Annotated in this window: 24 protein-coding genes; 13 read left to right on the forward strand and 11 right to left on the reverse strand. The window is 63.4% G+C overall.

The window, feature by feature from the left end:
- Nucleotides 1–97: 97 nt before the first annotated feature.
- Complete coding sequence (locus V3H56_RS17270; protein ID WP_042732983.1) at nucleotides 98–2,095, reverse strand: alpha-1,4-glucan--maltose-1-phosphate maltosyltransferase; 1,998 nt, start codon at nucleotides 2,093–2,095, stop codon at nucleotides 98–100.
- 212 nt (nucleotides 2,096–2,307) lie between these two features.
- Here V3H56_RS17270 and V3H56_RS17275 point away from each other — a divergent pair, with 212 nt between their 5' ends.
- Entirely contained in the window at nucleotides 2,308–2,472 is a 165-nt protein-coding gene (locus tag V3H56_RS17275) for a hypothetical protein (RefSeq protein ID WP_013692690.1), read from the forward strand.
- 290 nt (nucleotides 2,473–2,762) lie between these two features.
- Here the strand turns inward: V3H56_RS17275 and V3H56_RS17280 are convergent, their stop codons facing one another.
- Complete coding sequence (locus V3H56_RS17280; protein ID WP_047739142.1) at nucleotides 2,763–3,263, reverse strand: MgtC/SapB family protein; 501 nt, start codon at nucleotides 3,261–3,263, stop codon at nucleotides 2,763–2,765.
- Between the two features lie 136 nt (nucleotides 3,264–3,399).
- Between V3H56_RS17280 and V3H56_RS17285 the strand changes: the two genes are divergently transcribed.
- The 3 genes from V3H56_RS17285 to mapR all read left to right on the forward strand — a co-directional run bounded on the left by V3H56_RS17285 (nucleotide 3,400) and on the right by mapR (nucleotide 6,722).
- Nucleotides 3,400–3,633 (forward strand): DUF3203 family protein, encoded by a 234-nt coding sequence (locus tag V3H56_RS17285; RefSeq protein ID WP_042728718.1) that lies wholly within the window; start codon nucleotides 3,400–3,402, stop codon nucleotides 3,631–3,633.
- A 203-nt stretch (nucleotides 3,634–3,836) separates the two neighbouring features.
- Nucleotides 3,837–5,249, forward strand: coding sequence for a cytochrome c oxidase accessory protein CcoG (gene ccoG, locus V3H56_RS17290; RefSeq protein WP_123579822.1), 1,413 nt, complete (start codon nucleotides 3,837–3,839; stop codon nucleotides 5,247–5,249).
- Between the two features lie 63 nt (nucleotides 5,250–5,312).
- On the forward strand, nucleotides 5,313–6,722 hold the full coding sequence (gene mapR / locus V3H56_RS17295) for a GntR family transcriptional regulator MpaR (RefSeq protein WP_212803887.1): 1,410 nt from the start codon (nucleotides 5,313–5,315) through the stop codon (nucleotides 6,720–6,722).
- Between the two features lie 113 nt (nucleotides 6,723–6,835).
- Here mapR and V3H56_RS17300 read toward each other — a convergent pair whose 3' ends face one another.
- Together V3H56_RS17300 and V3H56_RS17305 are read right to left on the reverse strand one after the other, a co-directional pair.
- Nucleotides 6,836–7,582, reverse strand: coding sequence for an SDR family oxidoreductase (locus V3H56_RS17300; protein WP_042728720.1), 747 nt, complete (start codon nucleotides 7,580–7,582; stop codon nucleotides 6,836–6,838).
- A gap of 78 nt (nucleotides 7,583–7,660) precedes the next feature.
- Nucleotides 7,661–8,539, reverse strand: coding sequence for a Dyp-type peroxidase (locus V3H56_RS17305; RefSeq protein WP_123579821.1), 879 nt, complete (start codon nucleotides 8,537–8,539; stop codon nucleotides 7,661–7,663).
- Between the two features lie 243 nt (nucleotides 8,540–8,782).
- Between V3H56_RS17305 and ampC the strand changes: the two genes are divergently transcribed.
- A complete protein-coding gene (ampC, locus tag V3H56_RS17310; protein WP_338473667.1) occupies nucleotides 8,783–9,931 on the forward strand; it encodes a class C beta-lactamase in 1,149 nt (382 codons plus the stop codon).
- Between the two features lie 58 nt (nucleotides 9,932–9,989).
- Here ampC and V3H56_RS17315 read toward each other — a convergent pair whose 3' ends face one another.
- The 3 genes from V3H56_RS17315 to V3H56_RS17325 all read right to left on the reverse strand — a co-directional run bounded on the left by V3H56_RS17315 (nucleotide 9,990) and on the right by V3H56_RS17325 (nucleotide 12,396).
- Nucleotides 9,990–10,541 (reverse strand): DUF4174 domain-containing protein, encoded by a 552-nt coding sequence (locus V3H56_RS17315; protein ID WP_042728723.1) that lies wholly within the window; start codon nucleotides 10,539–10,541, stop codon nucleotides 9,990–9,992.
- Between the two features lie 234 nt (nucleotides 10,542–10,775).
- Entirely contained in the window at nucleotides 10,776–11,561 is a 786-nt protein-coding gene (locus tag V3H56_RS17320) for a sulfite exporter TauE/SafE family protein (RefSeq protein WP_042728724.1), read from the reverse strand.
- Between the two features lie 109 nt (nucleotides 11,562–11,670).
- Entirely contained in the window at nucleotides 11,671–12,396 is a 726-nt protein-coding gene (locus tag V3H56_RS17325) for a hypothetical protein (protein WP_234408031.1), read from the reverse strand.
- Between the two features lie 318 nt (nucleotides 12,397–12,714).
- Between V3H56_RS17325 and V3H56_RS17330 the strand changes: the two genes are divergently transcribed.
- Together V3H56_RS17330 and V3H56_RS17335 are read left to right on the forward strand one after the other, a co-directional pair.
- A complete protein-coding gene (locus V3H56_RS17330; protein WP_042728725.1) occupies nucleotides 12,715–13,866 on the forward strand; it encodes an aldose epimerase family protein in 1,152 nt (383 codons plus the stop codon).
- 312 nt (nucleotides 13,867–14,178) lie between these two features.
- Nucleotides 14,179–15,000 (forward strand): aldo/keto reductase, encoded by an 822-nt coding sequence (locus V3H56_RS17335; protein WP_042728726.1) that lies wholly within the window; start codon nucleotides 14,179–14,181, stop codon nucleotides 14,998–15,000.
- 173 nt (nucleotides 15,001–15,173) lie between these two features.
- Here the strand turns inward: V3H56_RS17335 and V3H56_RS17340 are convergent, their stop codons facing one another.
- Nucleotides 15,174–17,537, reverse strand: a complete 2,364-nt coding sequence (locus V3H56_RS17340; RefSeq protein ID WP_161796095.1) for a DNA polymerase II — start codon at nucleotides 17,535–17,537, stop codon at nucleotides 15,174–15,176.
- Between the two features lie 374 nt (nucleotides 17,538–17,911).
- Here V3H56_RS17340 and V3H56_RS17345 point away from each other — a divergent pair, with 374 nt between their 5' ends.
- The 5 genes from V3H56_RS17345 to V3H56_RS17365 all read left to right on the forward strand — a co-directional run bounded on the left by V3H56_RS17345 (nucleotide 17,912) and on the right by V3H56_RS17365 (nucleotide 21,908).
- Complete coding sequence (locus tag V3H56_RS17345; protein WP_042728728.1) at nucleotides 17,912–18,352, forward strand: CBS domain-containing protein; 441 nt, start codon at nucleotides 17,912–17,914, stop codon at nucleotides 18,350–18,352.
- A gap of 122 nt (nucleotides 18,353–18,474) precedes the next feature.
- The gene (locus V3H56_RS17350) at nucleotides 18,475–19,071 is read left to right on the forward strand and encodes a paraquat-inducible protein A (protein ID WP_042728729.1); all 597 of its coding nucleotides are present in this window, start codon (nucleotides 18,475–18,477) and stop codon (nucleotides 19,069–19,071) included.
- The gene (locus V3H56_RS17355) at nucleotides 19,068–19,727 is read left to right on the forward strand and encodes a paraquat-inducible protein A (protein WP_042728730.1); all 660 of its coding nucleotides are present in this window, start codon (nucleotides 19,068–19,070) and stop codon (nucleotides 19,725–19,727) included. Before V3H56_RS17350 ends, V3H56_RS17355 begins: the two co-directional genes overlap by 4 nt.
- Nucleotides 19,708–21,366 (forward strand): MlaD family protein, encoded by a 1,659-nt coding sequence (locus tag V3H56_RS17360; RefSeq protein WP_042728731.1) that lies wholly within the window; start codon nucleotides 19,708–19,710, stop codon nucleotides 21,364–21,366. The genes V3H56_RS17355 and V3H56_RS17360 overlap by 20 nt, the downstream gene beginning before the upstream one ends.
- Before the next feature lie 17 nt (nucleotides 21,367–21,383).
- The gene (locus tag V3H56_RS17365) at nucleotides 21,384–21,908 is read left to right on the forward strand and encodes a PqiC family protein (protein WP_042728732.1); all 525 of its coding nucleotides are present in this window, start codon (nucleotides 21,384–21,386) and stop codon (nucleotides 21,906–21,908) included.
- Nucleotide 21,909: 1 nt separating this feature from the next.
- Here the strand turns inward: V3H56_RS17365 and V3H56_RS17370 are convergent, their stop codons facing one another.
- Entirely contained in the window at nucleotides 21,910–22,539 is a 630-nt protein-coding gene (locus tag V3H56_RS17370) for a glutathione S-transferase family protein (protein WP_042728733.1), read from the reverse strand.
- Between the two features lie 214 nt (nucleotides 22,540–22,753).
- On the opposite strand from V3H56_RS17370, the gene V3H56_RS17375 reads away from it, so the two are divergent.
- Nucleotides 22,754–23,188, forward strand: a complete 435-nt coding sequence (locus V3H56_RS17375) for a hypothetical protein (RefSeq protein WP_042728734.1) — start codon at nucleotides 22,754–22,756, stop codon at nucleotides 23,186–23,188.
- 165 nt (nucleotides 23,189–23,353) lie between these two features.
- Here the strand turns inward: V3H56_RS17375 and V3H56_RS17380 are convergent, their stop codons facing one another.
- Both V3H56_RS17380 and hemB read right to left on the reverse strand, forming a co-directional pair.
- Nucleotides 23,354–24,448, reverse strand: coding sequence for a DUF1615 domain-containing protein (locus tag V3H56_RS17380; protein ID WP_047739610.1), 1,095 nt, complete (start codon nucleotides 24,446–24,448; stop codon nucleotides 23,354–23,356).
- A gap of 190 nt (nucleotides 24,449–24,638) precedes the next feature.
- Nucleotides 24,639–25,613 (reverse strand): porphobilinogen synthase, encoded by a 975-nt coding sequence (gene hemB / locus V3H56_RS17385; protein WP_042728735.1) that lies wholly within the window; start codon nucleotides 25,611–25,613, stop codon nucleotides 24,639–24,641.
- Nucleotides 25,614–25,629: the final 16 nt, after the last annotated feature.

A 25,629-nucleotide genomic window follows, 5' to 3' on the forward strand; every position in this document is an offset into this window, starting at 1 on the left:
ACACCGAGGTGCCTTGCTTTGGGGCTGCTTCGCAACCCAACGGGGATAAATCCCCTCGCCACAGTTAAATCCCACTTGGCTCACAGGCTTGTTTGCCTCAAGACACACTGATGCGCCAGATCCCGAACGGCTGGTACCCTGGGTCGATGCGCATGAACTGGTACTTGCCATACCAGGTCCAGCGATGCCCGTTCATCAAATCCTCGCCCTGGGTCTGGGCATCGTCCGGCAGGCCCATTTCCCACAGCGGCAACTCGAAATTGGCTTCTTGCGGGTTGTGCGGGTCAAGGCTCACCGCCACCAGGATGAAATTGCTGCCGTCGGGCGTGCGCTTGCCGAAATAGAGGATGTTGTCGTTCCACGCGTTGTAGACCGTCAGCCCCAGGTGCGTATGCAGCGCCGGGTTCTGGCGGCGGATGCGGTTGAGCTGGGCGATCTCGGCAATGATGTTGCCCGGCGCGGTGAAGTCCCGGGGGCGGATCTCGTATTTCTCCGAGTCGAGGTATTCCTCCTTGCCCGGTACCGGCGCCGACTCGCACAGTTCGAACCCCGAATACATGCCCCACAAGCCCGAGCCCATGGTCGCCAGGGCGGCACGGATGAGAAAACCGGCGCGCCCGGAGTGATGGAGAAACGCCGGGTTGATGTCCGGGGTATTGACGAAAAAGTTCGGCCGATAGCATTCGCGCAACGGTGACTCATTGAGCTCGGTGAAATAGGCAGCCAGCTCAGCCTTGGTATTGCGCCAGGTGAAATAGGTGTAGCTCTGGGAATAACCGACCTTGCCCAGGCGTGCCATCATCGCCGGGGTAGTGAACGCCTCGGCCAGGAACATCACCTCCGGGTACTGGGCCCGGACATCGGCGATCAGCCATTGCCAGAACGGCAACGGCTTGGTGTGGGGGTTGTCGACGCGGAAAATCTTCACGCCCTCGTTGACCCAACCGACCACGATGTCCCGCAACTCCAGCCACAGGCTGGGAATCGCATCCGCCGCATAGAAGTCGACATTGACGATGTCCTGGTATTTCTTCGGCGGGTTCTCGGCGTATTTGATCGTGCCGTCCGGGCGCCAGCTGAACCAGCCCGGATGCTGCTTGAGCCAGGGGTGGTCCTGGGAACACTGGATGGCGAAGTCGAGAGCGATTTCCAGGCCGTGGTCGGCGGCGGCCGCGACCAACCGGCGGAAATCCTCGCGGGTCCCCAATTGCGGGTGGATCGCCTCGTGCCCGCCCGCCTCGCTGCCAATGGCATAAGGACTGCCCGGGTCCTCGGGGCCTGCGGTGAGGGAGTTATTGGGCCCCTTGCGGAAACTGCGGCCGATGGGATGGATGGGCGGGAAGTACAGCACATCGAAGCCCATGTCCTGGATCATCGACAGCCGTGAGTGCACGTCGTTGAAAGTGCCGTGGCGCTTGGGGTCATCGGTGATCGAGCGCGGGAACAGCTCGTACCAACTGGCGAACTCGGCCAGCGGACGCTCGACGTCCAGGTGGTATTCGGGGCTGAGGCTCAGGTATGGCCGGTGGTCGGCCTGGGCCATCAGGTCGGCGCTGCGCGGCGCCAAAAACAACGCCACCTGCTCCGCCGGCAACAGGCCGGAGAGCTCATCGTGCAGCGCGCTCAACTGGTCGCGCAACTCGCCGTCACTGCGCTCGGCCGCCAGGTGCACATGATTGCGCCCTTCCTGCAGTTCGAGGGCGATGGGCACGCCGGCGCCGTACTTCTTCTCCAGCTCATAACAGAAGCTGGCGTATTGATCGAACCAGGCCTCGATGCAAAACACGTAGCGTCCCTGCTCCGGCACAGTGAACTGGCCGCGCCACCCGTTGTTGCCCAGGTCGGTCATGACCTCGCTGTTCCAGCGTTCCGCTTGCAGCGACCGCCAGCGGATGCGCACCGCCAGCTTGTCGTGTCCGTCGGTGAACACCTTGCTGGTCACCGTTACGTCCCGCCCGGCCACGACCTTGGCGGCAAACTGTCCGCCATCGATCGTCGGCATGGTGTTTTCAATCGCAATCCGAGGCAACAACAAGGCCTGAGACAATGGCAAGTGCGGGTTGTACACAAGGTCGGTCGGCTGTTCAGCAGTCATCGAGCATCGCTCCTTTTACGCCCAATGGACGCGCTTGTGGCGGTAAAGGCCCAACGGGTCCCGTGAAAAAACTCACTTAAACTCCGAACCGAATCGACGGCCAAAAGTTCAGCAAGATTTGGCCCGCGATGCGCTGGGGATAAAACCTGGCGCAAGGGGGTCAACAACCATAAGCACGACTCAAGCCATCTGTATTACGGAGACCCGTCCTGATGAATATTCCGATCCCGGCCGAAACCCCGGACCCCAATATCGACGACCCCACCCTGCCCCCACCGGGGCCTGATCCGGAGCCCATCCCCGAGAAAGACCCGCCGCTGGATCCCCAGCCGCCGTTGGGCGACCCACCCAGCGAGGCGCCCCCGGAACGGGTTTGATGCTCAAGCTTAGTAGGAGACTTGCGAGAGCGAGCCTGCTCGCGATAGCGGTGTAGTCAGTTGAGGTGAACGCTGGCTGGTCGGACGCCTTCGCGAGCAAGCTCGCTCCCACGGGGATGCGTTGGTATCCGTTCCTAGGCTCTGTCTGAAAAGCCTTGATACTCGTTCATGCTGCGTTGAAAACCGGCTCGGAATGCTCATTTACTCCAGTAAAGTCGAGCGCGACCCCGGCCGTTCCTCGCCGGTTTTCGCCTTGCCTGACCTTCGCCTCAAGACTTTTCAAACAGAGCCTAAGGTTGGTCGTCGTTTTCCAGTGCCCGGACAATCAGCGGCATCACACTGAAGATCACCAGCGCCAGTATCGTACTCACCACGGCCGTGGCTTCGCGGCCCAAGCCTGCGGCGACGCCGATGGCCGCGGTCATCCACAGCCCCGCGGCGGTGGTCAGGCCCTTGACATGGCCGACATCGCCCTCGGTGTTCTTCAAGATCGTACCGGCGCCCAAAAAGCCGATGCCGGCCACCACCCCCTGGATGACCCGGCTCATGGCGTCGGCCTGGGAGCCGGACAGTTGCGGCACCAGGACAAACAGCGCAGCGCCCAGCGCCACCAGCATATGCGTGCGCACACCGGCGGCCTTGCCCTTGTGTTCGCGCTCGAAACCCAGGATGCCGCCAAGCAGCGCGGCCATCAGCAGGCGCACCGTGACGCGGGTCATCTGTTCCACATCGGCAATGTCGGCGAATTCCGCTTGCAGGGTCATCCAGATTCGTTGCCACCAGGTTTCCATCGACCACGCTCCTTCCATTTCGTTAAACGATGGACCGCAAGCGGCGCCAGAGGTGCGCCCGACCGCTGATCCGGCGCAACGAACCCTGCGTACCGCCAGGCGCCTAATGCACAGGACCTCAAGAAGGAGCACCACCATGACTGTGCGAATCGTTGACCAGACCTGTTACTTCGACACCCCCAACGGCCAGGAACAACGCGCCGCTGGCGAACTGACCATCATCACCTGCGAGGAAAAAGCCATGTCGGCGGTCGATCTCAATGGCGCCCGGGTCTACATCACCGAGGCCGAAGCCGATGCCCTGACGGTGGCCGGCGCGGTGGACGGGCGCCAGAACCTCAAGGCGACCGACAGCGGTTCGGTGATCTAGCCAACCTGCCGTACTGCTCCGAGGGGGTCTGCCCGATCCCCGGGGCAGGTACATGTTTGTCAGTTCGCTCCTGCATCAAACTGTCGCAGGGCCTGGCTTCGAGGGCATCTGATCCGGTTTTTATCGACTCACCTGAGTCTGTTATGCAAACAGTTCGATGGTCATAGTGCCCCGGCCAGATAGCGGCTGATGAGCGACCGACCATGAGCGATAGAATCCCCGTCCAGTTGATACAGACCTTCGAACCTGCGCCGGCGAAGATAAAGGCCAGGACCACCGACAACCTGATCCACACCCGCAGTTTCACCGGCTTGTTCCGCACCTTGCGCCTGAGCGGCGCGGGCGTGCTGTTCCTGCTGTTCTTCGGCACGGTGTGGCTGGACTGGGGCGGCCGCCAGGCGGTGCTCTGGGATCTTTCCGAAAGCAAATTCCATATTTTCGGCGCGACCTTCTGGCCCCAGGATTTCATCCTGCTGTCGGCGCTGTTGATCATCGCCGCCTTCGGCCTGTTCGCGATCACCGTGTTCGCCGGTCGCGTGTGGTGCGGCTACACCTGCCCGCAGAGCTCCTGGACCTGGATCTTCATGTGGTGCGAGAAAGTCACCGAAGGCGAACGCAACCAGCGGATCAAGCTGCAGGCCGCGCCCTGGGGCCTGAACAAACTCCTGCGCCGTTCGGCCAAGCACACCTTGTGGCTGGCCATCAGCCTGCTCACTGGGTTGACGTTCGTCGGCTATTTCACCCCGATCCGGCCGCTGGCCGAAGCGCTGCTGACCCTGCAGATCGGCGGCGTCAGCCTGTTCTGGGTGCTGTTCTTCACCGCTGCCACCTACCTCAACGCCGGCTGGCTGCGCGAGGCGGTGTGCATGCACATGTGCCCCTACGCGCGCTTTCAGAGCGTGATGTTCGACAAGGACACCCTGACCATTTCCTATGACGCCGCCCGTGGCGAGATCCGCGGGCCGCGCAAGCGCGACGTGAAGCCGGCCAACATCGGCCTGGGTGACTGCATCGATTGCCAGATGTGCGTGCAGGTCTGCCCCACCGGCATCGACATCCGCGACGGCCTGCAAATGGAATGCATCGGCTGCGCGGCCTGCATCGATGCCTGTGACTCGATCATGGACAAGATGGGCTACGCCCGCGGGCTGATCAAATACACCTCCGAGCATCAGTTGCAAGGTGGCAAGACCCATCTCTTGCGGCCACGCCTGATCGGCTACACCGCCGTGCTGCTGGTGATGATCGGTGCACTGGCCGTGGCACTGGTGGAGCGGCCCATGGTGTCCCTGGACGTAAGCAAGGACCGCGGCTTGTTCCGCGAGAACAGCCAGGGCCAGATCGAGAACATCTACAGCCTGAAGATCATCAACAAGACCCAGCAGCGCCAGGCCTACACCCTGTCGCTGCAGGATGGCGAAGGCTTCACCTTGCAGGGCAAGACGCACCTGAGCCTGGCGCCGGGTGAGATCGTCGACGTGCCGGTGTCGGTGGCGATGCTCAGCGAGCGTCCGAGCAGCAGCTCCCAGGAATTGACCTTCAAAGTGACCGACAGCGACGAGCCGCGCACCTACAGCGTGGCCAAGAGCCGTTTTGTCGCGCCGATGAACCGGTGAGGCGATAAGATGCCCGACGCACAGCTCCAGTCTGACCTCGAACCGCTGCAAAATGGGCTCGCCATGAAACGCTACGAGAAATTCGCCGACGACATCGCTGAACTGATCCGCTCCGGCATGCTGGGGCCGGGCCAGCGAGTGCCTTCGGTGCGTTACGCCAGCCAAACCTATGGCGTCAGCCCGTCCACGGTGTTCCAGGCGTATTACCTGCTGGAGCGACGCGGCCTGATCCGGGCCCGGCCACGCTCGGGCTACTTCGTCAACGCCCATGCGCCGACGCCGTTTTCCGAGCCGGCGATCAGCAGCCCCGTGCACGAGTCCACCGAAGTCGACGTCAGCGAACTGGTGTTCTCGGTGCTGGAATCGATCAAGGACCCGACCACGGTGCCCTTCGGTTCGGCGTTCCCGAGCCCGACGTTGTTTCCGCTGCATCGGTTGTCGCGCTCGCTGTCCAGCGCCACCCGAGACATGGACCCGCGAGTGGTTGTCACGGACATGTCGCCGGGCAATCCGCAGTTGCGCCGGCAAATCGCCCTGCGCTACATGGTCGGCGGGCTGATGTTGCCGATGGAGGAACTGCTGGTGACCAATGGCGCGCTGGAGGCCCTGAACCTGTGCCTGCAAGCCGTGACCGAGCCCGGCGACCTGGTGGCGATCGAAGCACCGGCGTTCTACGCCAGCCTGCAGGTATTGGAGCGACTCAAGCTCAAGGCAGTGGAAATTCCTGTCCACCCGCGCGACGGCATTGACCTGGAGGTGTTGGCGCAGACGCTGGAGCGCCACCCGATCAAGGCCTGCTGGTGCATGACCAGTTTCCAGAACCCCATGGGCGCAACGCTGCCCGAGGCCCGCAAGCAGGCACTGGTCGAGCTGTTGCGCCGGCATCAGGTGCCGCTGATCGAAGACGACGTGTACGCCGAACTCTACTATGGCCAACAGGCCCCCAAACCCGCCAAGGCGTTCGACACCGAAGGCCTGGTGATGCATTGCGGCTCCTTCGCCAAGAGCCTGGCACCGGGCTATCGCATCGGTTGGGTCGCTGCCGGGCGCTATGCGCAGAAGATCGAACGGCTCAAGCTCATGACCTCCCTGTGCGCCTCGATGCCGGCCCAGGCGGCCATCGCCGACTACCTGCAACACGGTGGCTACGACCGTCACCTGCGCAAGTTGCGTTATGCCCTGGAAGAACAGCAAAGTGCGATGCGCGCCGCCATCGCCCGTTATTTCCCGGCCCAGACCCGCGTCAGCCAGCCGGCGGGCGGCTACTTCCTGTGGCTGGAACTGCCCGAGCAGATGGACTCGCTGAAGCTGTTCCAGATGGCCCTGGCCCAAGGCATCAGCATCGCGCCGGGGCCGATCTTTTCACCGACCCGGCGGTTCAGGAACTGCATTCGCCTGAACTACGGCAGCCCGTGGACCGAGGCGTCGGAAAAGGCCATGGAAACATTGGGGCGGATTATCCGCTCGTTCTGAGATCAGGGTAGCGCCCTTCGCGAGCAAGCTCGCTCCCACAACGGATCGTTATCGCAGACGATCCATGTGGACGCGAGCAGGGTCGCGAAAGCGCCGCAACAGACAGGCTGAGCTCAGCGCCCGCCCCCCAGGTCCACGAACGTCCCGGTGGCGTACGACGCCTTGTCCGACAGCAACCAGATGATCGCTTCGGCCACTTCATCCGGCCGCCCGCCCCTTGCCATGGGGATCGCCGACTCAAGTTTGCTGACCCGGTCCGGGTCGCCGCTGAGGGCATGGAAATCGGTGTAGATGTAGCCTGGCCGCACCGCGTTGACGCGAATGCCTTCGCCGGCCACTTCCTTGGACAGGCCAATGGTGAAGGTGTCCAGGGCGCCCTTGGAGGCCGCGTAGTCGACGTACTCGCTGGGCGAGCCGAGGCGCGCGGCCACCGAGGAGACGTTGACGATGCTCCCGCCCTGCCCGCCATGCCGTGGCGACATGCGCAGCACCGCGTGCTTGGCGCATAGGATCGGCCCCATCACGTTGGTCCGCATGACCTTGAGGATGCGGAACTCGGACATTTCATCGAGGCGAGCCTTCTGGGCGACGGTGCCGGCGTTGTTCACCAGAGCGGTAACGCGGCCCAACTCGGCATCCACCCGGTCGAACAGCGCGATCACTTCGTCCTCGATGCTCACGTCGGCCCGCACGGCAATCGCCTGCACGCCTTTGGCCCGGACCTGTGCGAGCACCTCCAGGGCAGCGCTTTCATCGGACTGGTAGTTGATGCAGATCCGATACCCCAGCTCGGCAGCCAGCAGCGCCGTGGCAGCCCCGATCCCGCGGCCGCCCCCCGTGATGACGATGACTTTATCCACGCTTGCTTCTCCCGTTCCACGGATAGAGGTCCGGCCCAAGAATAGCGTTCACCTCACGCTTTGCACAAACCGTTGCGCTTAGCGAGCCAGGGCGCGCAGGTCCAGGCGTGCGTCCAGCCGTGGCGGGCACCAGTAGTAGCCCCCGGTGATCGGCCGGCTCATGCGATACAGGCCGTCCGTAATGCCGTCCTCCAGGCCACTCATGCGGCGCAATTGCGCCTCGAAGGCATCGAGGGAGAAACCGAACGCCAGGAACATCAGGCCCGCGCGGTCGCCTTCGATCCAGGGCATGGAGCGGCGCACGACGAAAGCTTCGGGCGCGAAGCTCTCCTGGGCAGTGCGCTTGACGTGGGCCGACTCCGGCGCCTCGTCGATTTCTTCGTTGTCGCTCAGGCGCCGGCCCATGATGTTGTCGCGCTCACCGGGCGACATCGCCGCGAAGCCATCCAGGTCGTGCTGCCATTGCTGGATCGCCGCGAAACTGCCCCCGCGCAGGCCGTCTGTCCCTTGGGCCAGGGCGGCCGCGACGGCCGCTTCGTCGTGGGGGTTCTCGGTGCCGTCCTCGTAACCCGTGAGGTCATGGCCGGTCATGTGGCGGAAGGTTTCGTTCATCTGCACCAAGCGCAAGGCCGGGGCCAGTGCCGCCTCGATGGCGCGGCTGCGGTGCAGCAACTCACCGCGGTCTTCGCCATGCAGCCAGCACCACAGCGCATGCTGGGTGGAGGGGTTGTCGACGCCCACGCCGGCCAGCGCGGGAAAGGCCCGCAAACCTTCGATCTGGGCGCCCAGGGCCTTCACCAGCGGCTCACCAAAGCCGATCACCGCGCGCTCATCCAGCAGCAACACGAGTTTGTCTATCGCAGCCGGCAGTGCCTCGACCGATTCCAGGGCAAAAAACAGATGACGGGCCTGAGGCGGAACAGGGGTGGCGAGAATGCCAGGCTGGTAGTAACTCATGTGAACTCCTTTAGAAAGAGCGCAAGTTTACCCGGCGGCCAGGAATTTGTGTGGTTTGCCATGCATGGCCAATGGCCTGGGATTCGCAGCGATTTCGTAGGATCTTTCCGACGCCCAGGCCAGACAACTCGGAACCACGCCTGGCAACGTCCGGCCACCGATTGCCGAGCCGCGGAAAACGGCCTAGATTGACGCCCCTTCAGGTGCACCCCACGCACCGGACACTCAAGGAGACGGTCCGACATGCACATGGCCAGATCAACCCTCGCCGGCGCTTTCCTGCTGCTTTGCGGGGCAACCACGGGCTTCGCCCAGGACCGCATTGAAGAGACGGTCAACGCCGCCATCGAGCCCTTGATGAAGCAACAGGACATCGCCGGCATGGCGGTGGCGATCACCCTCGACGGGCAACGTCATTTCTTCAATTATGGCGTGGCCTCCAAGGACACCCGGCAGGCGGTCACCGACCAGACCCTCTTCGAAATCGGCTCGGTCAGCAAGACCTTCACCGCGACGCTCGGCGCCTATGCCCTGGCCCAAGGCAAGCTGTCGCTGTCGGACCCCGCCAGCCGCTTTGCTCCCGAGCTGCGCGGCAGCGCCTTCGACGGCATCAGCCTGCTCAACCTCGCCACCTATAGCGCCGGCGGCCTGCCGCTGCAGTTCCCCCAGGAAGCGGACCATCCGGAGCGGATGTTCGACTACTTCAAGGCCTGGAAACCGCTCTACCCGGCCGGCACCCAGCGGCTCTACTCGAACCCCAGCATCGGTTTGTTCGGCTACCTGGCAGCCCGCAGCCTGGGCCAACCGTTCGAGCAAGCGATGGAGCAGACGCTGATGCCGAAGCTGGGCCTCACACACAGTTATCTACGGGTACCGCCAGAACAACTGGAGCGCTATGCCCAAGGCTACGCGAAGGATGGCAAGCCCGTGCGGGTCGGGCCGGGGGCGCTGGATGCGCAGGCCTACGGGGTCAAGACCAACTCAGCGGACCTGATTCGTTTCGTCGAGGCCAACCTGCAGCCGGAAAAACTGGACGCCGACCTGCGCCAGGCCATCGCCACCACCCACAGCGGTTTCTACACGGTGGGCGGCATGACCCAGGGCCTGGGCTGGGAGTTCTACCCCTACCCGGTGACACTGGACGCACTGCTGGCAGGTAACTCAGTGGAGGTCGCCATGCAGCCGAACAAGGTGCAGCCCCTCGAACCGCCCCGCCCGGCGCCGGACGATGCCTGGATCAACAAGACCGGCTCGACCGGCGGCTTTGGCGCTTACGCGGCGTTCGTGCCGGGCAGGCACATGGGGATCGTGTTGCTGGCGAACAAGAATTATCCGATCGAGGAACGGGTGAAGGTTGCGTATCGGATACTGACGGCGCTGGAAAAGCAATGATCGACCGTGGCGAGGGAGCTTGCTCCCTCGCCACAAACAAAAGCCTATGGATCTGTCATCAATCATCCAACGGCTTCGGCGCCGCCGCAGGTTTGCTCGCCTTGCCAGGCTTGGCGCCTTTGGCATCCTTGGCCGGGGCTGCTTCTGGCGCGGGAGGAGGAGGTGTTGGGGCGGCCGCTTCCTTTTCCGCGGCCGGCAGTTTGTCGACAGTGTCGAAAACGTCTTTGAGCTCGATCGCCCCGGAATGCTCAAGCTTCTTTTCCCCGTCCTTGCCCACCAGGATGATCTTGGTCTGGGCACCGGCGCCCAGCTTGAGCGAACGGATCAGGGACATGGTGCTTTGCGGGTCCAGGTCCTTGCCGTCCCGCTGGCCGATGGTGTTGAGCACCGTGTAGAGCACCATGTTGCGCTCTGCAAAACCTTGCTTGCCGGCTGGTTCTTCCAACGCTTTCTTCAGGCTGACCCAGGCCGGGTCTACCGTGCTGGGCGCGATGACGATCAAGGGGCGGGTCCTGCCCACCTCCGCCACCAGGGGTGAGTCGCCATCAGCGGCGAACAGCGGGCTGGCGACGGCCAGCAAGGTAGCGAAGGTCAACGACCGAATGAGCATGCGCCTCTCCTTTTGATATCTACGCTGTACTGATTGCGCATGGCGGCAATTGTTCCGCGAGTCGGCCAATACTGCGCCCGCCTGTGTTGAAGCTTAGGCCAGCGGGTTCATTGCGCAACTGAGTGCGAAGCCGACATGGACCGGCCAGCATGGACCGCCAAGGAAGAAACCCTGTGGGAGCGAGCCTGCTCGGCAAAGCGGTGTGCCGTGCAGGCACGTGCTCACCGGCAGGCCTCAGAACGCCAGCTTGAACCCGATCATCGCCAGCATCACCGCCAGGCACGGGCGCAGCAGTTCATCGGAGATACGCCCCGACAAATGACTGCCCAGGTAGATCCCCGGCAACGAGCCGACCAGCAGGAAACCGAGGATGTGCCAGTCCATGTTGCCCATGCTCGCATGGCCGAGGCCAGCGACCAGGGTCAGCGGCACGGCGTGGGCGATTTCGGTGCCCACCAGGCGCTTGGTGACCAGGAAGGGATAGAGGATGAACAGCGCGACCGTGCCCAAGGCACCAGCACCGATGGAGGTCAGCGCAACCATGGTGCCCAGGATCAGGCCGGTGATGACGGTCAGCACGTTGAGGCGCGAGCCGGACGGGTTGTAGTGACCGCCAGCGCGGTCGTGGGCGAATTGCAGCAGGCGCTTCTTGAACAGGATCGCCAGGGCCGTGGCGAACAGCACGAAGCCCAGGGCCTGCTTGATCACCGCGTTCATGGCGTCGGGCGAGCTGTGCAGGCTGCTGAGAAACCACAGGGTCAAACCGACCGCCGGCACGCTGCCCAAGGTCAGCCAACCGGTGATGGCCCAGTCGATATTGCGATTTTTGGCGTGGACCAGCACACCGCCCGACTTGGTAATGGCCGCGTACAGCAGGTCAGTGCCCACCGCCGTCGCCGGGTTGATGCCAAACCACAGCAGAATGGGCGTCATCAACGAACCACCGCCGACGCCAGTCATCCCGACGATGAAGCCGACCACCAGGCCCGCTACGACTAAACCGACATTACCGAAATCCATCAAACCCGTCTCAGCGCAACCGCGTGGAAAATCTGGCCGCGAGCATAGCGATTTTTCTTATAACCCCCTATATCGATGTGATCTATCTTTATTCCTTTTTTAACGGTCGCTATTGAACCGGCAGGAAGTTCAGGAACAGCAGGCTCTGGGCATAGTTGAGCCCGATCCGGCGATAGCGCTCGTCCAGCATCTGCGTCAACAGGTCCAACCGCGCGACAATTTTCCCGAACTCCACGGCAAAGCTCAGGTTGCTGCCTTCCTCCGAGATCTCGTTGGAGAACAGCAGCGGCTTGCCGTCCTTGCCTTGGCGCTGGCTCAGGATCCAGGTGGCTTTCTCGATGTTGCGCGCGGCATTGCTGACGAAGCGCGGGTCGATGCTATCGGTCATGTAGAACTCGAGGCGATTGCCATGGGCCGTGACCAGCATGCTGCCGATGGCATAGATGAAGGCCCCGACCCGGTCCCCGAGGAATTCCGGACTCATTGCATAGCTCAACGCCGCCAGATCCTTCTTGCCTCCCAGGGTCGGCAAGGGCTGCTGCTGCTCGATGGCCATGCGCACCTGTTTTTCAGCGGTACGAGCGTCGAGAAAGCCCGACTTGCGCAGTTCGTCGGGGTTGCGCAGGTACAACTTGCTCATCAACAGGTAAAGGCTTTGCAGGTTGTCATGCATCGCCAACGTCGCCATGCGGTCGACGCTGGTCTGCAGGAACTCCTGGGGACGGGTGTTACCCAACTGCGTGACCATGTCCTGGCCTTGCTGGTGGCTGCAGCCGCTGAGCAGGGCCAGCACACCGATCAACACTGCTGCGCTGCGTCGTCGCAACGCACGCATCGAATAAAAAGCACCGGCCATCGAATCTCGGTCTGGGCAGGGGGACGCGGCGGGGGTCGCCGCTTCCAGGCCATGGATAGAGCGACAAAAACCGTAAAAGTGCAGTGGACGGTGCAACACCGTCCTCTGAAGGAAATCTCCCAAACGTCAATTAGTCTTACTTTTTAATTGATAAATCCCAATTTATGGCTATAAATCCAGTTTCCATCGACAAATAGAAAGACTACTGAACAGCAAAGCCTTCATCGTCGTCCGACCAGTAACGGACTCGACCCGCGTTCAAAACAACAACAAAACAACAGGAAGGAAGGTCAAACCATGCTTGAATCCAGACATCTGCTCACGGCCCTCGGAGTGTCTCTGATGATCGCCACCTCTGCCTCCCAGGCCGCCGGCCTGACTCAACAGCGCGCAGCGTTCGGCAAGACCGACGACGGCACGGCCGTGGAAAAATTCGTGCTTCGCAACAGCCACGGCATGGAAGCCACGGTCATCACCTACGGCGGGATTCTCCAGTCGCTGATCGTGCCGGACAAACACGGCAAGCCCGCCGACGTGGTGCTCGGCTTCGACGATGTGCAGGGTTACCAGAAGAACGGCAACGTCTACTTCGGCGCAACCATCGGCCGCTTTGGCAACCGCCTGGCCGACGGGGCCTTCGAACTGGACGGCAAGCGTTATCAAGTGCCGCAGAACGACCACGGCAACGCGTTGCACGGTGGCCCGCAAGGGTTCGACAAGCGGGTATGGAAAGCCGAACCCCATGAGGGCAAGGATTCGGTGGGCGTGACCCTGACCTACCTGTCGGCGGACGGCGAGATGGGTTTTCCCGGCGCGCTGAAGACCGACGTCACCTACAGCCTCAACGAAAAGAACGAATTGCGCATCGAGTACAAGGCCACCACCGACAAGCCGACGGTGTTGAACCTGACCAACCACAGCTATTTCAACCTGGCCGGTGCCGGCAACGGTGACATCCTGAAACAGGTCGCCACCCTGCACGCAGCCCGCTACACCCCGGTGAACGGCAAGCTGATCCCCACCGGCGAACTGGCCCCCGTGGCCGGCACACCGATGGACTTCACCCAACCCACCGCCATTGGCACCCACATCAAGGCCGATCACCCACAACTCAAGTTCGCCGAACCGAAACAGGGCGGCTTTGACTTCAACTGGGTGCTGGACGCCAAGGGGGACGTGGGCAAACTCGCCGCCGATGCCTACGACCCGCAATCGGGACGCTACTTGCAGCTCTTTACCAGTGAGCCTGGCGTGCAGTTCTACACCGGCAACTTCCTTGATGGCACGATCAAGGGCAAGCAAGGCAAGGTCTACCCGCACTGGGGCGCCTTTACCCTGGAAACCCAGCACTACCCGGATGCGCCCAACCAGCCGAACTTCCCGTCGACGCGCCTTGATCCGGGCCAGACCTACACCCAGACCATGGTGCTGAAGTTCTCCACCAAGTAATCCCCCCGCTCGCCCCCATGGGTCCGGCTCAAGCCGCCAACCTGTGGGAGCGGGCTGGCTCGCGAAAGCGGTGGATCAGCTCGAATCGATTTTGGATGTACCGCCGTCTTCGCGGGCAAGCCCGCTCCCACAGGGAAGAGGCGTTGACCGCAACATTCGCCACCGCCTGAATCACCTTTGTGGGAGCGAACCTGCTCGCGAAGAGGTCGGCGCAGACAGACCGCTTCGCGAGCAGGCTCACTCCCACAGGCCTTGAACCCTTGGTCTATCCTGCTGCCACATGCCTGACGTTCAACCACACAGGAGACAGTCATGAAGACTCTGGAATTGGCCGGCGTATCCGTACCCGTGATCGGCCAAGGCACCTGGCACATGGGCGAGGAACCGTCCCAGCACAAGCAGGAAGTGGCCGCCCTGCGCCTGGGCATCGAACGGGGGATGACCCTGATCGACACCGCGGAAATGTACGCTGAAGGCGGCGCCGAGGCTGTCGTGGGCGAGGCGATCACCGGCCTGCGCGACCAGGTGTTCCTGGTGAGCAAGGTCTACCCCCACAATGCCAGTCGCAAAGGCATTCCTCTGGCCTGCGAACGCAGCTTGCGACGGCTCGACACTGACTACATCGACCTTTATCTGCTGCACTGGCGCGGGCAGTACCCGCTGGAGGAAACCGTCGAGGCTTTCGAGCGCCTGCGCGAGGAAGGCAAGATCGGCCACTGGGGTGTGTCGAACTTCGATGTCGCCGACCTCGAAGAACTGGCTGCGCCGGCCTGCGCCACCAACCAAGTGCTGTACAACCTGCAAGCACGCGGCATCGAATTCGACCTGCTGCCCTGGTGCCAACAGCGCAGCATGCCGATCATGGCCTACTGTCCGGTCGGCCAGGGCGGGCGCCTGCTCAAGGACAACACCCTGCGCCAGATCGCCGAGCGCCACGGCGCGACACCGGCGCAGATCGCGCTGGCCTGGCTCCTGCGCCAGGACAATGTCATTGCCATTCCCAAGGCGGTGCAGCCCGAGCACGTGCGGCTGAACGCCGAAGCGGCCGATCTGCAACTGGCCCCCCAGGACCTCGCGGCCCTGGACCTGACGTTTGCGCAACCCCAGGGCAAGCAGCGGCTGGCGATGGTTTGATTGGCGGGGCAATCGCGAGACACACAATAGCTCTGTGGCGAGGGGATTTATCCCCGATGGGGCGCGTAGCGCCCCCAAAGAACATCGCAGCCACCTACCAAATAGACGAGTGCTGCGCACTCGAACGGGGATAAATCCCCTCGCCACAGGGTCGGCAAACCAATGAACGTTCTCTAGAACAACCCCATCTGCCCACCCACCAACGTCGAGAAGTCATCGTCCACGAACGGCAGGATCGCGTCCGCCACCGGTTGTAGCTGCTTGCTCACGTAGTGGTCGTAATCGATCGGGGCGCTGCGGGCTTCCAGCGGTTCCGGGCCGGCGACGGTGATGACGTAGTTGATCCAGCCACCATTCTGGTATTGCCGCGGGCGGCCCTGGCGCTGGTTGAACTCGTCGGCCAGCCGCGCCGCACGCACGTGGGGCGGCACGTTGCGTTCGTAGTCGTCCAGCGGACGGCGCAGGCGTTTGCGGTAGACCAGGCGTTCGTCGAACGCGCCGGCCAGGGTCTGGCGCACGTAATCACGCACGTAATCCTGGTAAGGCTTGCGGTGGAAGATGCGCTCATACAACTCCTGCTGGAACTGCCGGGCCAGCAGCGACCAGTCGGTGCGCACGGTCTCCAGCCCCTTGTAGACGATTTCGTCATGGCCGTCGGCGCGGGTCACCAGCCCGGCGTAGCGTTTCTTGCTGCCCTCTTCCGCGCCGCGGATGGTCGGCATCAGGAAGCGCTTGAAGTGGGTTTCGAACTGCAACTCCAAGGCACTCTCCAGCCCGAACTCGTCACGCACCTGCTCGCGCCACCACTGGTTGACGTGTGCCACCAGTTCGCGGCCGATCTTCGCCGCTTCCTCCTGGCCATGGGCGCGCCGCAGCCAGACGAACGTGGAGTCGGTGTCGCCGTAGATCACCACGTGCCCCTGGGCTTCGATCAACTGTCGGGTGCGCTGCATGATCTGGTGGCCGCGCAAGGTGATGGACGAAGCCAGCCGCGGATCGAAGAAGCGACAGCCACTGGAGCCGAGCACGCCATAAAAGGCGTTCATGATGATTTTCAGGGCCTGGGACAGCGGGGCGTTGTGTTCGCGCTTGGCCGTCTCCCGGCCTTCGGCGACCCGCGCCACGATGGCCGGCAGGCAATGCCGGGTGCGGGAGAAGCGTGCTCCGCGAAAGCCCGGCACCGACTCGCGCTCGCCTGGGTGGCGCAGGCCTTCGATCAAGCCCACCGGGTCGATGAGGAAGGTGCGGATGATCGACGGGTACAGGCTCTTGTAGTCCAGCACCAGCACCGATTCGTAGAGCCCCGGTTGTGAATCCATGACAAAACCACCCGGACTGGCCTCAGGCGGGCGTTGTCCCAGGTTGGGCGCGACGAAGCCCTGGCGGTGCATCAGCGGCATGTACAGATGCGTGAAGGCCGCCACCGATCCGCCGCTGCGGTCCGCCGGCAGGCCGGTGACGCTGGCCCGCTCCAGCAGGAATGTCAGCAGTTCGGTCTTGGCGAAAATCCGTGTCACCAGTTCGCAGTCCTTGAGGTTGTAACGCGCCAGCGCCGGCTTGTCCTCGGCGAACATGCGGTTGATCTCGTCCATGCGCTGGTACGGGTTATCGATCGACTTACCCTCCCCCAACAGCGTCTGGGCGACGTTTTCCAGGCTGAACGAGGGGAAACTCCAGGTGGCCGAACGCAGCGACTCGATGCCGTCGATGATCAGCCGGCCCGCCGCCGAAGCGAAAAAGTGATTATTGCGCGCGCCATGCTCGCGCCATTGCATCTCTTCACCGCCGCGCCCCAGACGTAACGGCACGGCCAACCGGCGGGCATGTTCATGCAGCACGCGCAGGTCGAACTGCACCACGTTCCAGCCAATGATGGCGTCGGGGTCGAAGCGGGCGAACCACTCGTTGAGTTTCTTGAGCAGCAGCGTGCGCGATTCGCAGTATTCGAGCTGGAAATCCACGCTGCTGTCGTCGCCATTGGGCGGCCCGAGCATGTAGACCTGGCGCTCGCCGCAGCCTTCCAGGGCGATGGAGTACAGATCCCCCTGGGCGGTGGTCTCGATGTCCAGGGACACCAGGCGCAGCGCCGGACGGTAACCGGGCGCCGGTTTCATCTGCGCCTCCAGCAGCAGGCCATCGGCCCCCGGAGTGCCACCGAACCACACCGGCGCGGTGATAAAGCGCTCCATCAGGTAGCGCTCCGGCGGCCGGATGTCGGCCTCGAACACCTCGACACCGGCACGGCGCAGCGTGGTGTCCAGGCGCATCAGTTGGGCGTGTTGCTGGCAATACAGGCCCAGCACCGGGCGGTGCTGGAAATCCAGCAGGTCCAGGGGCCGCAGCTCGATGTCCTTCTCCCCTTGCAACAGGTCCTGGAGCTGGTCGCGCTGGGCCTGCGGCACGAACGCCACCGACGGCTGCACCGGCAGGCGCACGCGCCGGGGCCCGGCATCGGTGGCCAGCCAGAACTCGACTTCGGTGCCGGCCGGGGTGTCGCGCCAATGCCGGGTCAGGACGAAGCCCTGCTGTAGATCCACCACTGCAACCTCGAATTTTACGTAGGGGCTGATTCTACCTGCGGCGAGAGATCTTCACCTGCCCAACCGACATAGCCACCGTATTCCTGTGGCACTGTGGCACTGTGGCACTGTGGCACTGTGGCGAGGGAGCTTGCTCCCGCTGGGGTGCGAAGCAGCCCCGAAGGTGTTCATCTGATGCTTGGCCGCTTTGGGGCCGCTGCGCAGCCCAGCGGGAGCAAGCTCCCTCGCCACAAGGTGAATGACATGCCATCAGGGGAAATTTTGCTTGCCCATGACGTTATTTGACGACTGGCCGCCGCTTTCCCGCTTGCTCTGCGCCGCCGGGTCTACGATTCTTTAAGCACACCTGCAAAAACAACCCGAGGCCCACCATGAAAACCGTCGCGCAATTGCTCCGGATAAAAGATGAGAAGAACCAGCAAGTGCACACCATCTCACCGGACGACATGGTATTGCAGGCCCTGATGCGCATGGCCGAGAAGAACGTCGGCGCCTTGCTGGTGGTGAAGAACGGGGAAGTGCTGGGGATCATCAGCGAACGTGACTACGCGCGCAAAATGGTCCTGCACGGGCGATCGTCGGTGGGGACCAAGGTCAGCGACATCATGGTATCCCCGGTGATCACCATCGACCCGCACCAGAACGTCGAGACCTGCCTGAGCATCATGACTGAAAAGCACCTGCGCCACTTGCCGGTGGTGGACGACGGCAAGCTCGTCGGCCTGCTGTCCATCGGCGACCTGGTCAAGGAAGCCATCGCCGAACAGGCCGACCTGATCCGACAACTGGAGCAGTACATACGCGGCGAATGACCGGTTCGGAGCATGGTCAACACGCTGGGAGCGAGCGGGCTCGCTGCCAGCGTCACTGCCACAGCTTGCTGATTGGCCGTTCACTTCTATATTGAAGGGGTTGCCTCTGCCCGAGCCTCTCGATGGCCACCTCCGCCCGACTGATCATCTGTGAGCATTGCGATGCGGTGTACGAGCCGGTGGTCCTCGTGCGGCATCAAAAAGCCTCGTGCGTGCGCTGCCACGCGGTCATCCAGCGCTACAACGGCCTGAGCATCGAGCAACGCCTGGCCCTGACCCTCACGGCCGCGGTGCTGTGGGCGTTCACCAATGTCTATCCGATCATGAGCATCCGGTTCAAGGGCCTGAGCAACAGCGCCACGCTGTGGGACTCCATCGTCGCCCTGAGCCAAGGGCCGATGACCTTCATCGCCCTGGTGGCCGCCGTCGCAATCATCGTCGCACCGGCCCTGCAATTGGCGCTGCTGCTCTGGGTACTGGGCTACGCCCACGCCAACCGACGGGCGCCCGGCTTCAACCTGTGCATGCGCAGCCTGGAGAGCCTGCGGCCCTGGAGCATGCTCGAAGTGTGCCTGCTGGGTGCCCTGGTGGCGGTGATCAAGCTCGCCGGCTTGCTGGACGTGCTCCCCGGCATCGGCCTGTTTACGCTGGCGGCCTTGAGCCTGCTGATGATCCGCATTGCCGGGCGCGATGTCCGCGACCTGTGGGACAGCCTGTGAACGGCCTGCCGTCGGCCGACCCGCCCAAGGCCGACGACCTGAACCTGTGCCTGTGCCACGGCTGCGGCCTGGCCTGCGACATGAGCGACGAACCCCAGGCCTGCCCACGCTGCGACGCCGACCTGCATCGCCGCAAACCCAACCCCATCACCCGCACCTGGGCCTACATGCTGGCCGCGCTGGTGTTCTATATCCCGGCCAACCTGCTGCCGGTCATGAATACCCAGATGCTCGGCGACGGTGCCGACAGCACCATCATCAGCGGCGTCATCGAGTTCTGGCAAGGCGGCGCCTGGGACATCGCCCTGATCATTTTCATCGCCAGCATCGCGGTGCCGGGCATCAAGTTCGTCGTGCTGACTTTGCTGCTGGTCACCGTCCAGCGCCGCAGCACCTGGGCCCAGGTCCAGCGGGCCAAGCTCTACCGGCTGGTGGAGGTGATCGGCTACTGGTCGATGCTCGATGTGTTGGTGGTGGCCCTGGTGGCCGCGCTGGTCAAGTTCCAGGCCCTGAGCGACATCGAGCCGCGCCCGGGCATTCTGTTCTTCGGCCTGGTGGTGCTGTTCACCATGTTGTCGGCCATGAGTTTCGACCCCCGGCTGATCTGGGACACCCAACCCTGCGAGGAGGCGCTGGATGAAAACGCAAGCCACTGACGGGCAACGGCCCGGGCCAGGACGCGCCAACGTCACCACCCGCCGCTGGACCGTTTCGCTGGTGTGGATCGTACCGATCATCGCGGTGCTGGTGGGGCTGTCCCTGGTGGTCCACGACTGGCTGCAGGAAGGCCCGACCATCACCATCACCTTCAAGACCGGCCAGGGCCTGACTGCCAACAAGACCGAGGTGAAATATCGCAATGTGGTCATCGGCCAGGTCACCGACGTGCAATTGAGCAACGACCAGAAAAACGTCACCGCCACGGTCAAACTGGCCAAGAACGCCGACACTTTCACCCACGAAGACTCCGTGTTCTGGGTGGTTCGGCCGCGCATCGGCGCCGGCGGGATCTCGGGGATCGACACCTTGCTGTCCGGTGACTTCATCGGCGCCGACGCCGGCCAGTCGAAGGTGCGCGCCAAGTCCTTCACCGGCCTGGAAGCCCCGCCGCCGATCACCTACGGCGAACCGGGCAAGCGCTTCACCCTGCACTCCCAGGACCTCGGCTCGCTGGACATCGGCTCGCCGGTGTACCTGCGCAAGATCCCGGTGGGCCAGGTCGTGTCCTACGCACTGGACGCCGAGGGCAAGGGCGTCGACATCGATGTGTTCGTCAACGCGCCCAACGACGCCTACGTCACCGAAAACACCCGGTTCTGGAACGTCAGCGGCGTGGACGTCAACGTCGGCGCCAACGGTTTCGCGGTCAAGACCGAATCCCTCTCGGCCCTGCTGCTGGGCGGCATCGCCTTCCGGGCCCCGGATTACAACCCCAACGACAGCCCGGCCAGCGCGGACAAGACCTTCGAACTGTTCGCCGACCAGCAGAGCGCACTCGCGCCGCCCAACGGCAAGGCGCAATACCTGGCGTTGCGCTTCGATCAGGCGCTGCGCGGCTTACGGGTCGATGCGCCGGTGGAATTCCTCGGTGTGGAGGTCGGCCGGGTGGTGGCGATCAACCTGGATTTCGACGAGAAACAACGCAGCTTTCCGGTCAACGTCGGCGTGGTGATCTACCCGCAACGCCTGGGCAAGGCCCATGAGAAACTGCTCAAGGCCCTCAATCATAACCCCGACGACGAAGCCGCTGGCGCACGCCTGATCGGCAGTTTCGTCGAGCGCGGGCTGCGCGCCCAGGCCCGCAGCGGCAACCTGCTGACCGGGCAGTTGTACATCGCACTGGACTTCTACCCCAAGGCGGAAAAAGTCGCCTTTGACCCCAATGCCCGGCCGGTCCGTATCCCGACCATTCCGGGCAGCCTGCAGCAACTGCAGGAACAGCTCCATTCAATGGTGGAACGGATCAACAAGCTGCCGCTGGAGAGCATCGCCAGCAACCTGGATGGCAACCTGGTGGAACTGCGCAAGGGCCTGAAACAGATCAACGGCAAGACCCTGCCCGGCGTGCAAAGCACCTTGCAGGACGTGAGCAAGACCCTGCAATCGGCCAACTCGACCCTCGCCGAGGATTCACCCCAGCGCGAACAACTGACCGAGACCCTCGACGACCTGGGCCGCATGTCGCGCTCGCTACGCGAGTTGTCCGACTACCTGAGCCGCCATCCCGAATCGCTGCTGCGTGGACGTCCCAAGGATGCTCCGGCGCAGAACCTCACGTTGCCGCCAAACGAATGATCACAGGAGCACACCTGATGCCGCTGAAACTCATAGGGCTCGCCATCGCCCTGTTGCTCGTCGCCTGTCGCAGCGATCCTATCCACTACCACACCCTGAGCCCCGCCCAGCCGGCCGGCCCGTCGCGGTCCAACGCGGACATCCAGGTCGAGCAAGTCAGCGTACCGCCCCAGGTGGATCGCACCCAGATGGTCATCCGCCAGGGCAACAGTGCCCTGGCGATCCTGGAAACCGAATGGTGGGGCGCCAGCCTGGCCGATGAACTGCACAGCAGCCTGGACGAACAGTTGAATAATCCCGGCGCGGCCAAGCGTTTGCTGCGCGTGGACGTGAAGCGCTTCGACTCGATTCCCGGTCGCTACGCCCGCATGGATGTGCAATGGCGACTGCGGGGCACGCAGTCCCCCACCCTCACCTGCCGCAGCAGCCTGCAAACGCCGGCGGGTGGCAGCATCGACGCACTGGTGAGCGCCCATCAGAACAACGTCCGTCAGTTGGTGGGCCTCGTCGAGCAGGCCGCCACGGCAAACGCCTGCCCCTGATTCACTCGGCCCAGTGCAGCGACAACACGGGTGCCACCCGTGGATGGCGGTCGATGCGCGCCAGCAAGCCGTGGAACTCGGGACGAGCACTCAGCATCGCTTCCCGCGTGCCGCTCCAGCGAGTGATCACCGCGGCCAGGATATCCAGGGCTCCCGGTTCGGCACCGCCGAAAAAAGGCCTGGCCGCGAACTGGTCGGCAAACAAGGCCCAGTTGCGATACAGCCGTTGCTGGGTACCTCGGACCAATGACTCGGCGCAGGCGTCATCACCACCGTCCAGCCAGCGCTGTGGAAAATCGATGATGCCGATGGGCGTGTAGCAATTGGCGGCGACATAGACCAGGCCGCGCAGGGTTTGCGCGCGTTCGAGGGGATCGTCAGGCAGCAGCTTCGACGCGGGAAAGCTCAGCCCGAGGTGAATCAGGATCGCGGCCGCCTCGGTCAGCACCGAGCCATCCGGTAATTGCAGGGTGGGCACTTGGACTTGTGGGTTCAATGTCTTGAGCTCGCGCGTTGCCTCGCTGTCCTCCGTCGAATAGGCATCGATCCGGCGAAACGGCACGCCGCACCACTCCAGCGCGATCTCCACCGCCGCCGACCCGGACTGACGGTGACCGAACAACTGATACATGAGGGGTCTCCTGAGGAAGGGGTTATGGGGTAGAGCCCGCCAACTCCGCGGCGTTCCAACCAACACCACTGTTGCGGTATCGAGCTGATCGGCTGCACACCAACGAGCTATCACCGCGGTCGATATCCACCATCATTTCAATGAAGTTCTTATTGACGGTGGTCGGACGCAACAATGGCGCCACACCAACCACTGCACCCCGGAGCACACCCTCATGAAACGCCAAATCATCCTCAGCCTTGCTTTCTCGGTCCTGGCCGCCAACGTATTCGCCGCCACCGCCCAACCTGTTGTCGCCGAAGGCGGCTCCGATCGCCTGATCGAAAAACGCGTTGCCGAAGGTGGCGCTGATCGCCTGATGGAACGCCGCGTCGCCGAAGGTGGTTCCGATCGCCTGCTGGAACGCCGCGTTGCCGAAGGCGGTGCCGATCGCCTGCTGGAACGCCGCGTCGCCGAAGGTGGTGCTGATCGCCTGCTGGAACGCCGCGTCGCCGAAGGTGGTGCTGATCGCCTGCTGGAACGCCGTGTCGCCGAAGGTGGCGCCGATCGCCTGCTGGAACGCCGCGTCGCCGAAGGTGGTGCTGATCGCCTGCTGGAACGCCGCGTTGCCGAAGGTGGTTCCGATCGCCTGATCGAGAACCGCGCATGAAGGAGGCCCATGCAACCCAGGCCCCAGACAATGCAACACCCACCGTGGCGAGGGAGCTTGCTCCCGCTGGGCTGCAACGCAGCCCCCGACAATAACCGCGAGCAAGCACCCTCGCCACGGTCTCTTCTCAAATACCCAAGCCCCGCCATCGACCTCGCGTCATCGCTACCGCCCCGACGCCCGCGCCATACACCGCTGATAACGCTCATCCACCCGCTTGGCAAACCACGCCGTCGTCAACGTGCGTGTGATCTTCGGGCTCTTGAGCACGATCCCCGGCAACACCGCCCGCGGCAACGGCTTGCCTTCCGCACTTTCGGCCAGCTCGAACACCCGCTTGTAGAGCTTGCTGTCCTCGAACGCCAGGCTGTCCCCCAGCTCCAGTTGATCGCGAATGGTCGGGTTGCGCATTCCCAACGACTTGCCCAGCGTGCGTACTGCCAGCTCCGTGCTACCCGGCATGATGGCGTCATGCAGGATCAGATCACCGTCCAGCGCCAGGGAAATGCCCGACGCCCGACTCACCGCATGCTGGAACGCGGCGTTACGACTGGCGTACCACCCGGCATTGAAATCGGCGAAACGGTACAGCGGCTCGGTGTAGCTCACCGGATAGCCCAACAGATGGGCGATGCCGAAATACAGGCCGCCGCGACGGCTGAACACCTCGCGACGAATCGAGCCATCCACCGTGTAGGGGTAATTGCGGGCATTGGCCTGGGCAAAGGCGATGCTGACCTGCATCGGCCCACCGGTGTGCACCGGGTTGAAGCCGTCGAACAGCGTCTTGCCCAGCGGCACCATGCCGATGAAATCATCGAAGATCTCGCTCAACGCCTTCTCACTGCGCACCGCGTTGAGCCGGTCGGCGTAGCTTTTGCCGTTGGGCGAGCGCAGCTCAAGCGCACCGCTGATCAACAGCCTGGGAATGTGCATCTTCGCTGCGCGGCGATCGATCTCTTCCCGGGCGATCTTGCCCAGCCCCGGCACGCTGGGGTCGGCCTGGAAGGTTGATTCCTGCTCGGTCACCGCCAGGACTGCACAGATATTCTGCGTCGTGGTCGAGATCTGCTGGGCCGAGAAGGCCACATAGATGTCATTGGCCCACCCTTCGCGATCCGCGGTCTTTGACGGCAGCAACCGCACGATCTGCCGTTTGACCTCGTCCGGTTGGCGTTCAGGCTCCTGGGCCTGGCGACTGCCGCAACCGGCCAGGGCCAGTAATGCGACAAGGCTGATCATCCATCGACTGAGTTGCATGTTGCCCCATGAGGTCCGTTGGTCCGCAGCCACCATACGACCAAATGCCGGACGAGGCTACGTTCGCTCGCTCGGGACGACGGGTCACCACACCCTCCCCTCGGAATCGACCGGTTGCACCCTGGCGGGATGTGCCGACGCCTTCGCGAGCAAGCTCGCTCCCGCAGGTGTTTTCACTCTGGATCCGTGGTCAGATCCCGCTTGACGCCAGGTCCATCGCAAAATAGGTGAAGATCAGGTCGGCCCCTGCTCGCTTGATCGCCCCCAGGCTTTCACGGACCACCCGGGCTTCGTCGATGGCGCCGGCCTGGGCGGCGAACTTGATCATCGCGTATTCGCCACTGACCTGATAAGCCGACAGCGGCAGGTTCGACGCCTGGCGGATGTCGCGGATGATGTCCAGGTAGGCACCGGCCGGCTTGACCATCAACGCATCGGCCCCTTCCTGCTCATCGAGCAGCGATTCGCGCAGGGCTTCGCGGCGGTTCATCGGGTTCATCTGGTAGCTCTTGCGGTCGCCCTTCAAGGCGCTGCCGCCGGCTTCGCGGAACGGCCCATACAGCGCCGAGGCGAATTTGGTCGAGTAAGCCATGATCGCCGTCTGGCTGAAACCGGCTTCGTCCAGGGCCCTGCGGATGGCCTGGACCTGGCCGTCCATGGCCGCCGACGGGGCGATCACATCGGCGCCGGCGCGGGCCGCTGCCACGGCCTGCTTGCCCAGGTTGACCAAGGTCCGGTCATTGTCCACTTCGTGCCCGTGCAGGACGCCACAATGGCCATGATCGGTGTACTCGCAAAAGCAGGTATCGGACATCACGATCATTTCCGGCACGGCGTCCTTGCAGATGCCGGCCATGCGCGACACCAGGCCACGCTCGCTCCAGGTATCGCTGCCGTCGCCGTCCAGGTGGTGGGAGACGCCAAAGGTCATCACGGCCTTGATGCCGGCCCGGGCGTAGCGTTCGATCTCGCTGGCCAGTTTCGATTCAGGGATGCGCACCACGCCCGGCATGCTCTTGATCGGCACGAAGTCGTCAATTTCCTCTTCGACGAAAATCGGCAGCACCAGGTCGTTCAGGGTGAACTCGGTTTCCTGGAACAGGCTGCGCAAGCTGGCATTGCGACGCAGACGGCGTGGACGTGCTTCGGGGAACTGGCTGGACATGGGACTCCTGGGCAAT

The organism is Pseudomonas sp. MS646 (genome assembly GCF_036693845.1).
Classification (GTDB): domain Bacteria; phylum Pseudomonadota; class Gammaproteobacteria; order Pseudomonadales; family Pseudomonadaceae; genus Aquipseudomonas; species Aquipseudomonas chlororaphis_E.

Coding starts and splice junctions, on each gene's coding strand:
- V3H56_RS17270 (WP_042732983.1), bottom strand. CDS start 2,095: ATGACTGCTGAACAGCCGACCGACCTTGTGTACAACCCGCACTTGCCA.
- V3H56_RS17275 (WP_013692690.1), top strand. CDS start 2,308: ATGAATATTCCGATCCCGGCCGAAACCCCGGACCCCAATATCGACGAC.
- V3H56_RS17280 (WP_047739142.1), bottom strand. CDS start 3,263: ATGGAAACCTGGTGGCAACGAATCTGGATGACCCTGCAAGCGGAATTC.
- V3H56_RS17285 (WP_042728718.1), top strand. CDS start 3,400: ATGACTGTGCGAATCGTTGACCAGACCTGTTACTTCGACACCCCCAAC.
- ccoG (WP_123579822.1), top strand. CDS start 3,837: ATGAGCGATAGAATCCCCGTCCAGTTGATACAGACCTTCGAACCTGCG.
- mapR (WP_212803887.1), top strand. CDS start 5,313: ATGAAACGCTACGAGAAATTCGCCGACGACATCGCTGAACTGATCCGC.
- V3H56_RS17305 (WP_123579821.1), bottom strand. CDS start 8,539: ATGAGTTACTACCAGCCTGGCATTCTCGCCACCCCTGTTCCGCCTCAG.
- ampC (WP_338473667.1), top strand. CDS start 8,783: ATGCACATGGCCAGATCAACCCTCGCCGGCGCTTTCCTGCTGCTTTGC.
- V3H56_RS17315 (WP_042728723.1), bottom strand. CDS start 10,541: ATGCTCATTCGGTCGTTGACCTTCGCTACCTTGCTGGCCGTCGCCAGC.
- V3H56_RS17320 (WP_042728724.1), bottom strand. CDS start 11,561: ATGGATTTCGGTAATGTCGGTTTAGTCGTAGCGGGCCTGGTGGTCGGC.
- V3H56_RS17325 (WP_234408031.1), bottom strand. CDS start 12,396: ATGCGTGCGTTGCGACGACGCAGCGCAGCAGTGTTGATCGGTGTGCTG.
- V3H56_RS17330 (WP_042728725.1), top strand. CDS start 12,715: ATGCTTGAATCCAGACATCTGCTCACGGCCCTCGGAGTGTCTCTGATG.
- V3H56_RS17335 (WP_042728726.1), top strand. CDS start 14,179: ATGAAGACTCTGGAATTGGCCGGCGTATCCGTACCCGTGATCGGCCAA.
- V3H56_RS17345 (WP_042728728.1), top strand. CDS start 17,912: ATGAAAACCGTCGCGCAATTGCTCCGGATAAAAGATGAGAAGAACCAG.
- V3H56_RS17350 (WP_042728729.1), top strand. CDS start 18,475: ATGGCCACCTCCGCCCGACTGATCATCTGTGAGCATTGCGATGCGGTG.
- V3H56_RS17360 (WP_042728731.1), top strand. CDS start 19,708: ATGAAAACGCAAGCCACTGACGGGCAACGGCCCGGGCCAGGACGCGCC.
- V3H56_RS17365 (WP_042728732.1), top strand. CDS start 21,384: ATGCCGCTGAAACTCATAGGGCTCGCCATCGCCCTGTTGCTCGTCGCC.
- V3H56_RS17370 (WP_042728733.1), bottom strand. CDS start 22,539: ATGTATCAGTTGTTCGGTCACCGTCAGTCCGGGTCGGCGGCGGTGGAG.
- V3H56_RS17375 (WP_042728734.1), top strand. CDS start 22,754: ATGAAACGCCAAATCATCCTCAGCCTTGCTTTCTCGGTCCTGGCCGCC.
- V3H56_RS17380 (WP_047739610.1), bottom strand. CDS start 24,448: ATGCAACTCAGTCGATGGATGATCAGCCTTGTCGCATTACTGGCCCTG.
- hemB (WP_042728735.1), bottom strand. CDS start 25,613: ATGTCCAGCCAGTTCCCCGAAGCACGTCCACGCCGTCTGCGTCGCAAT.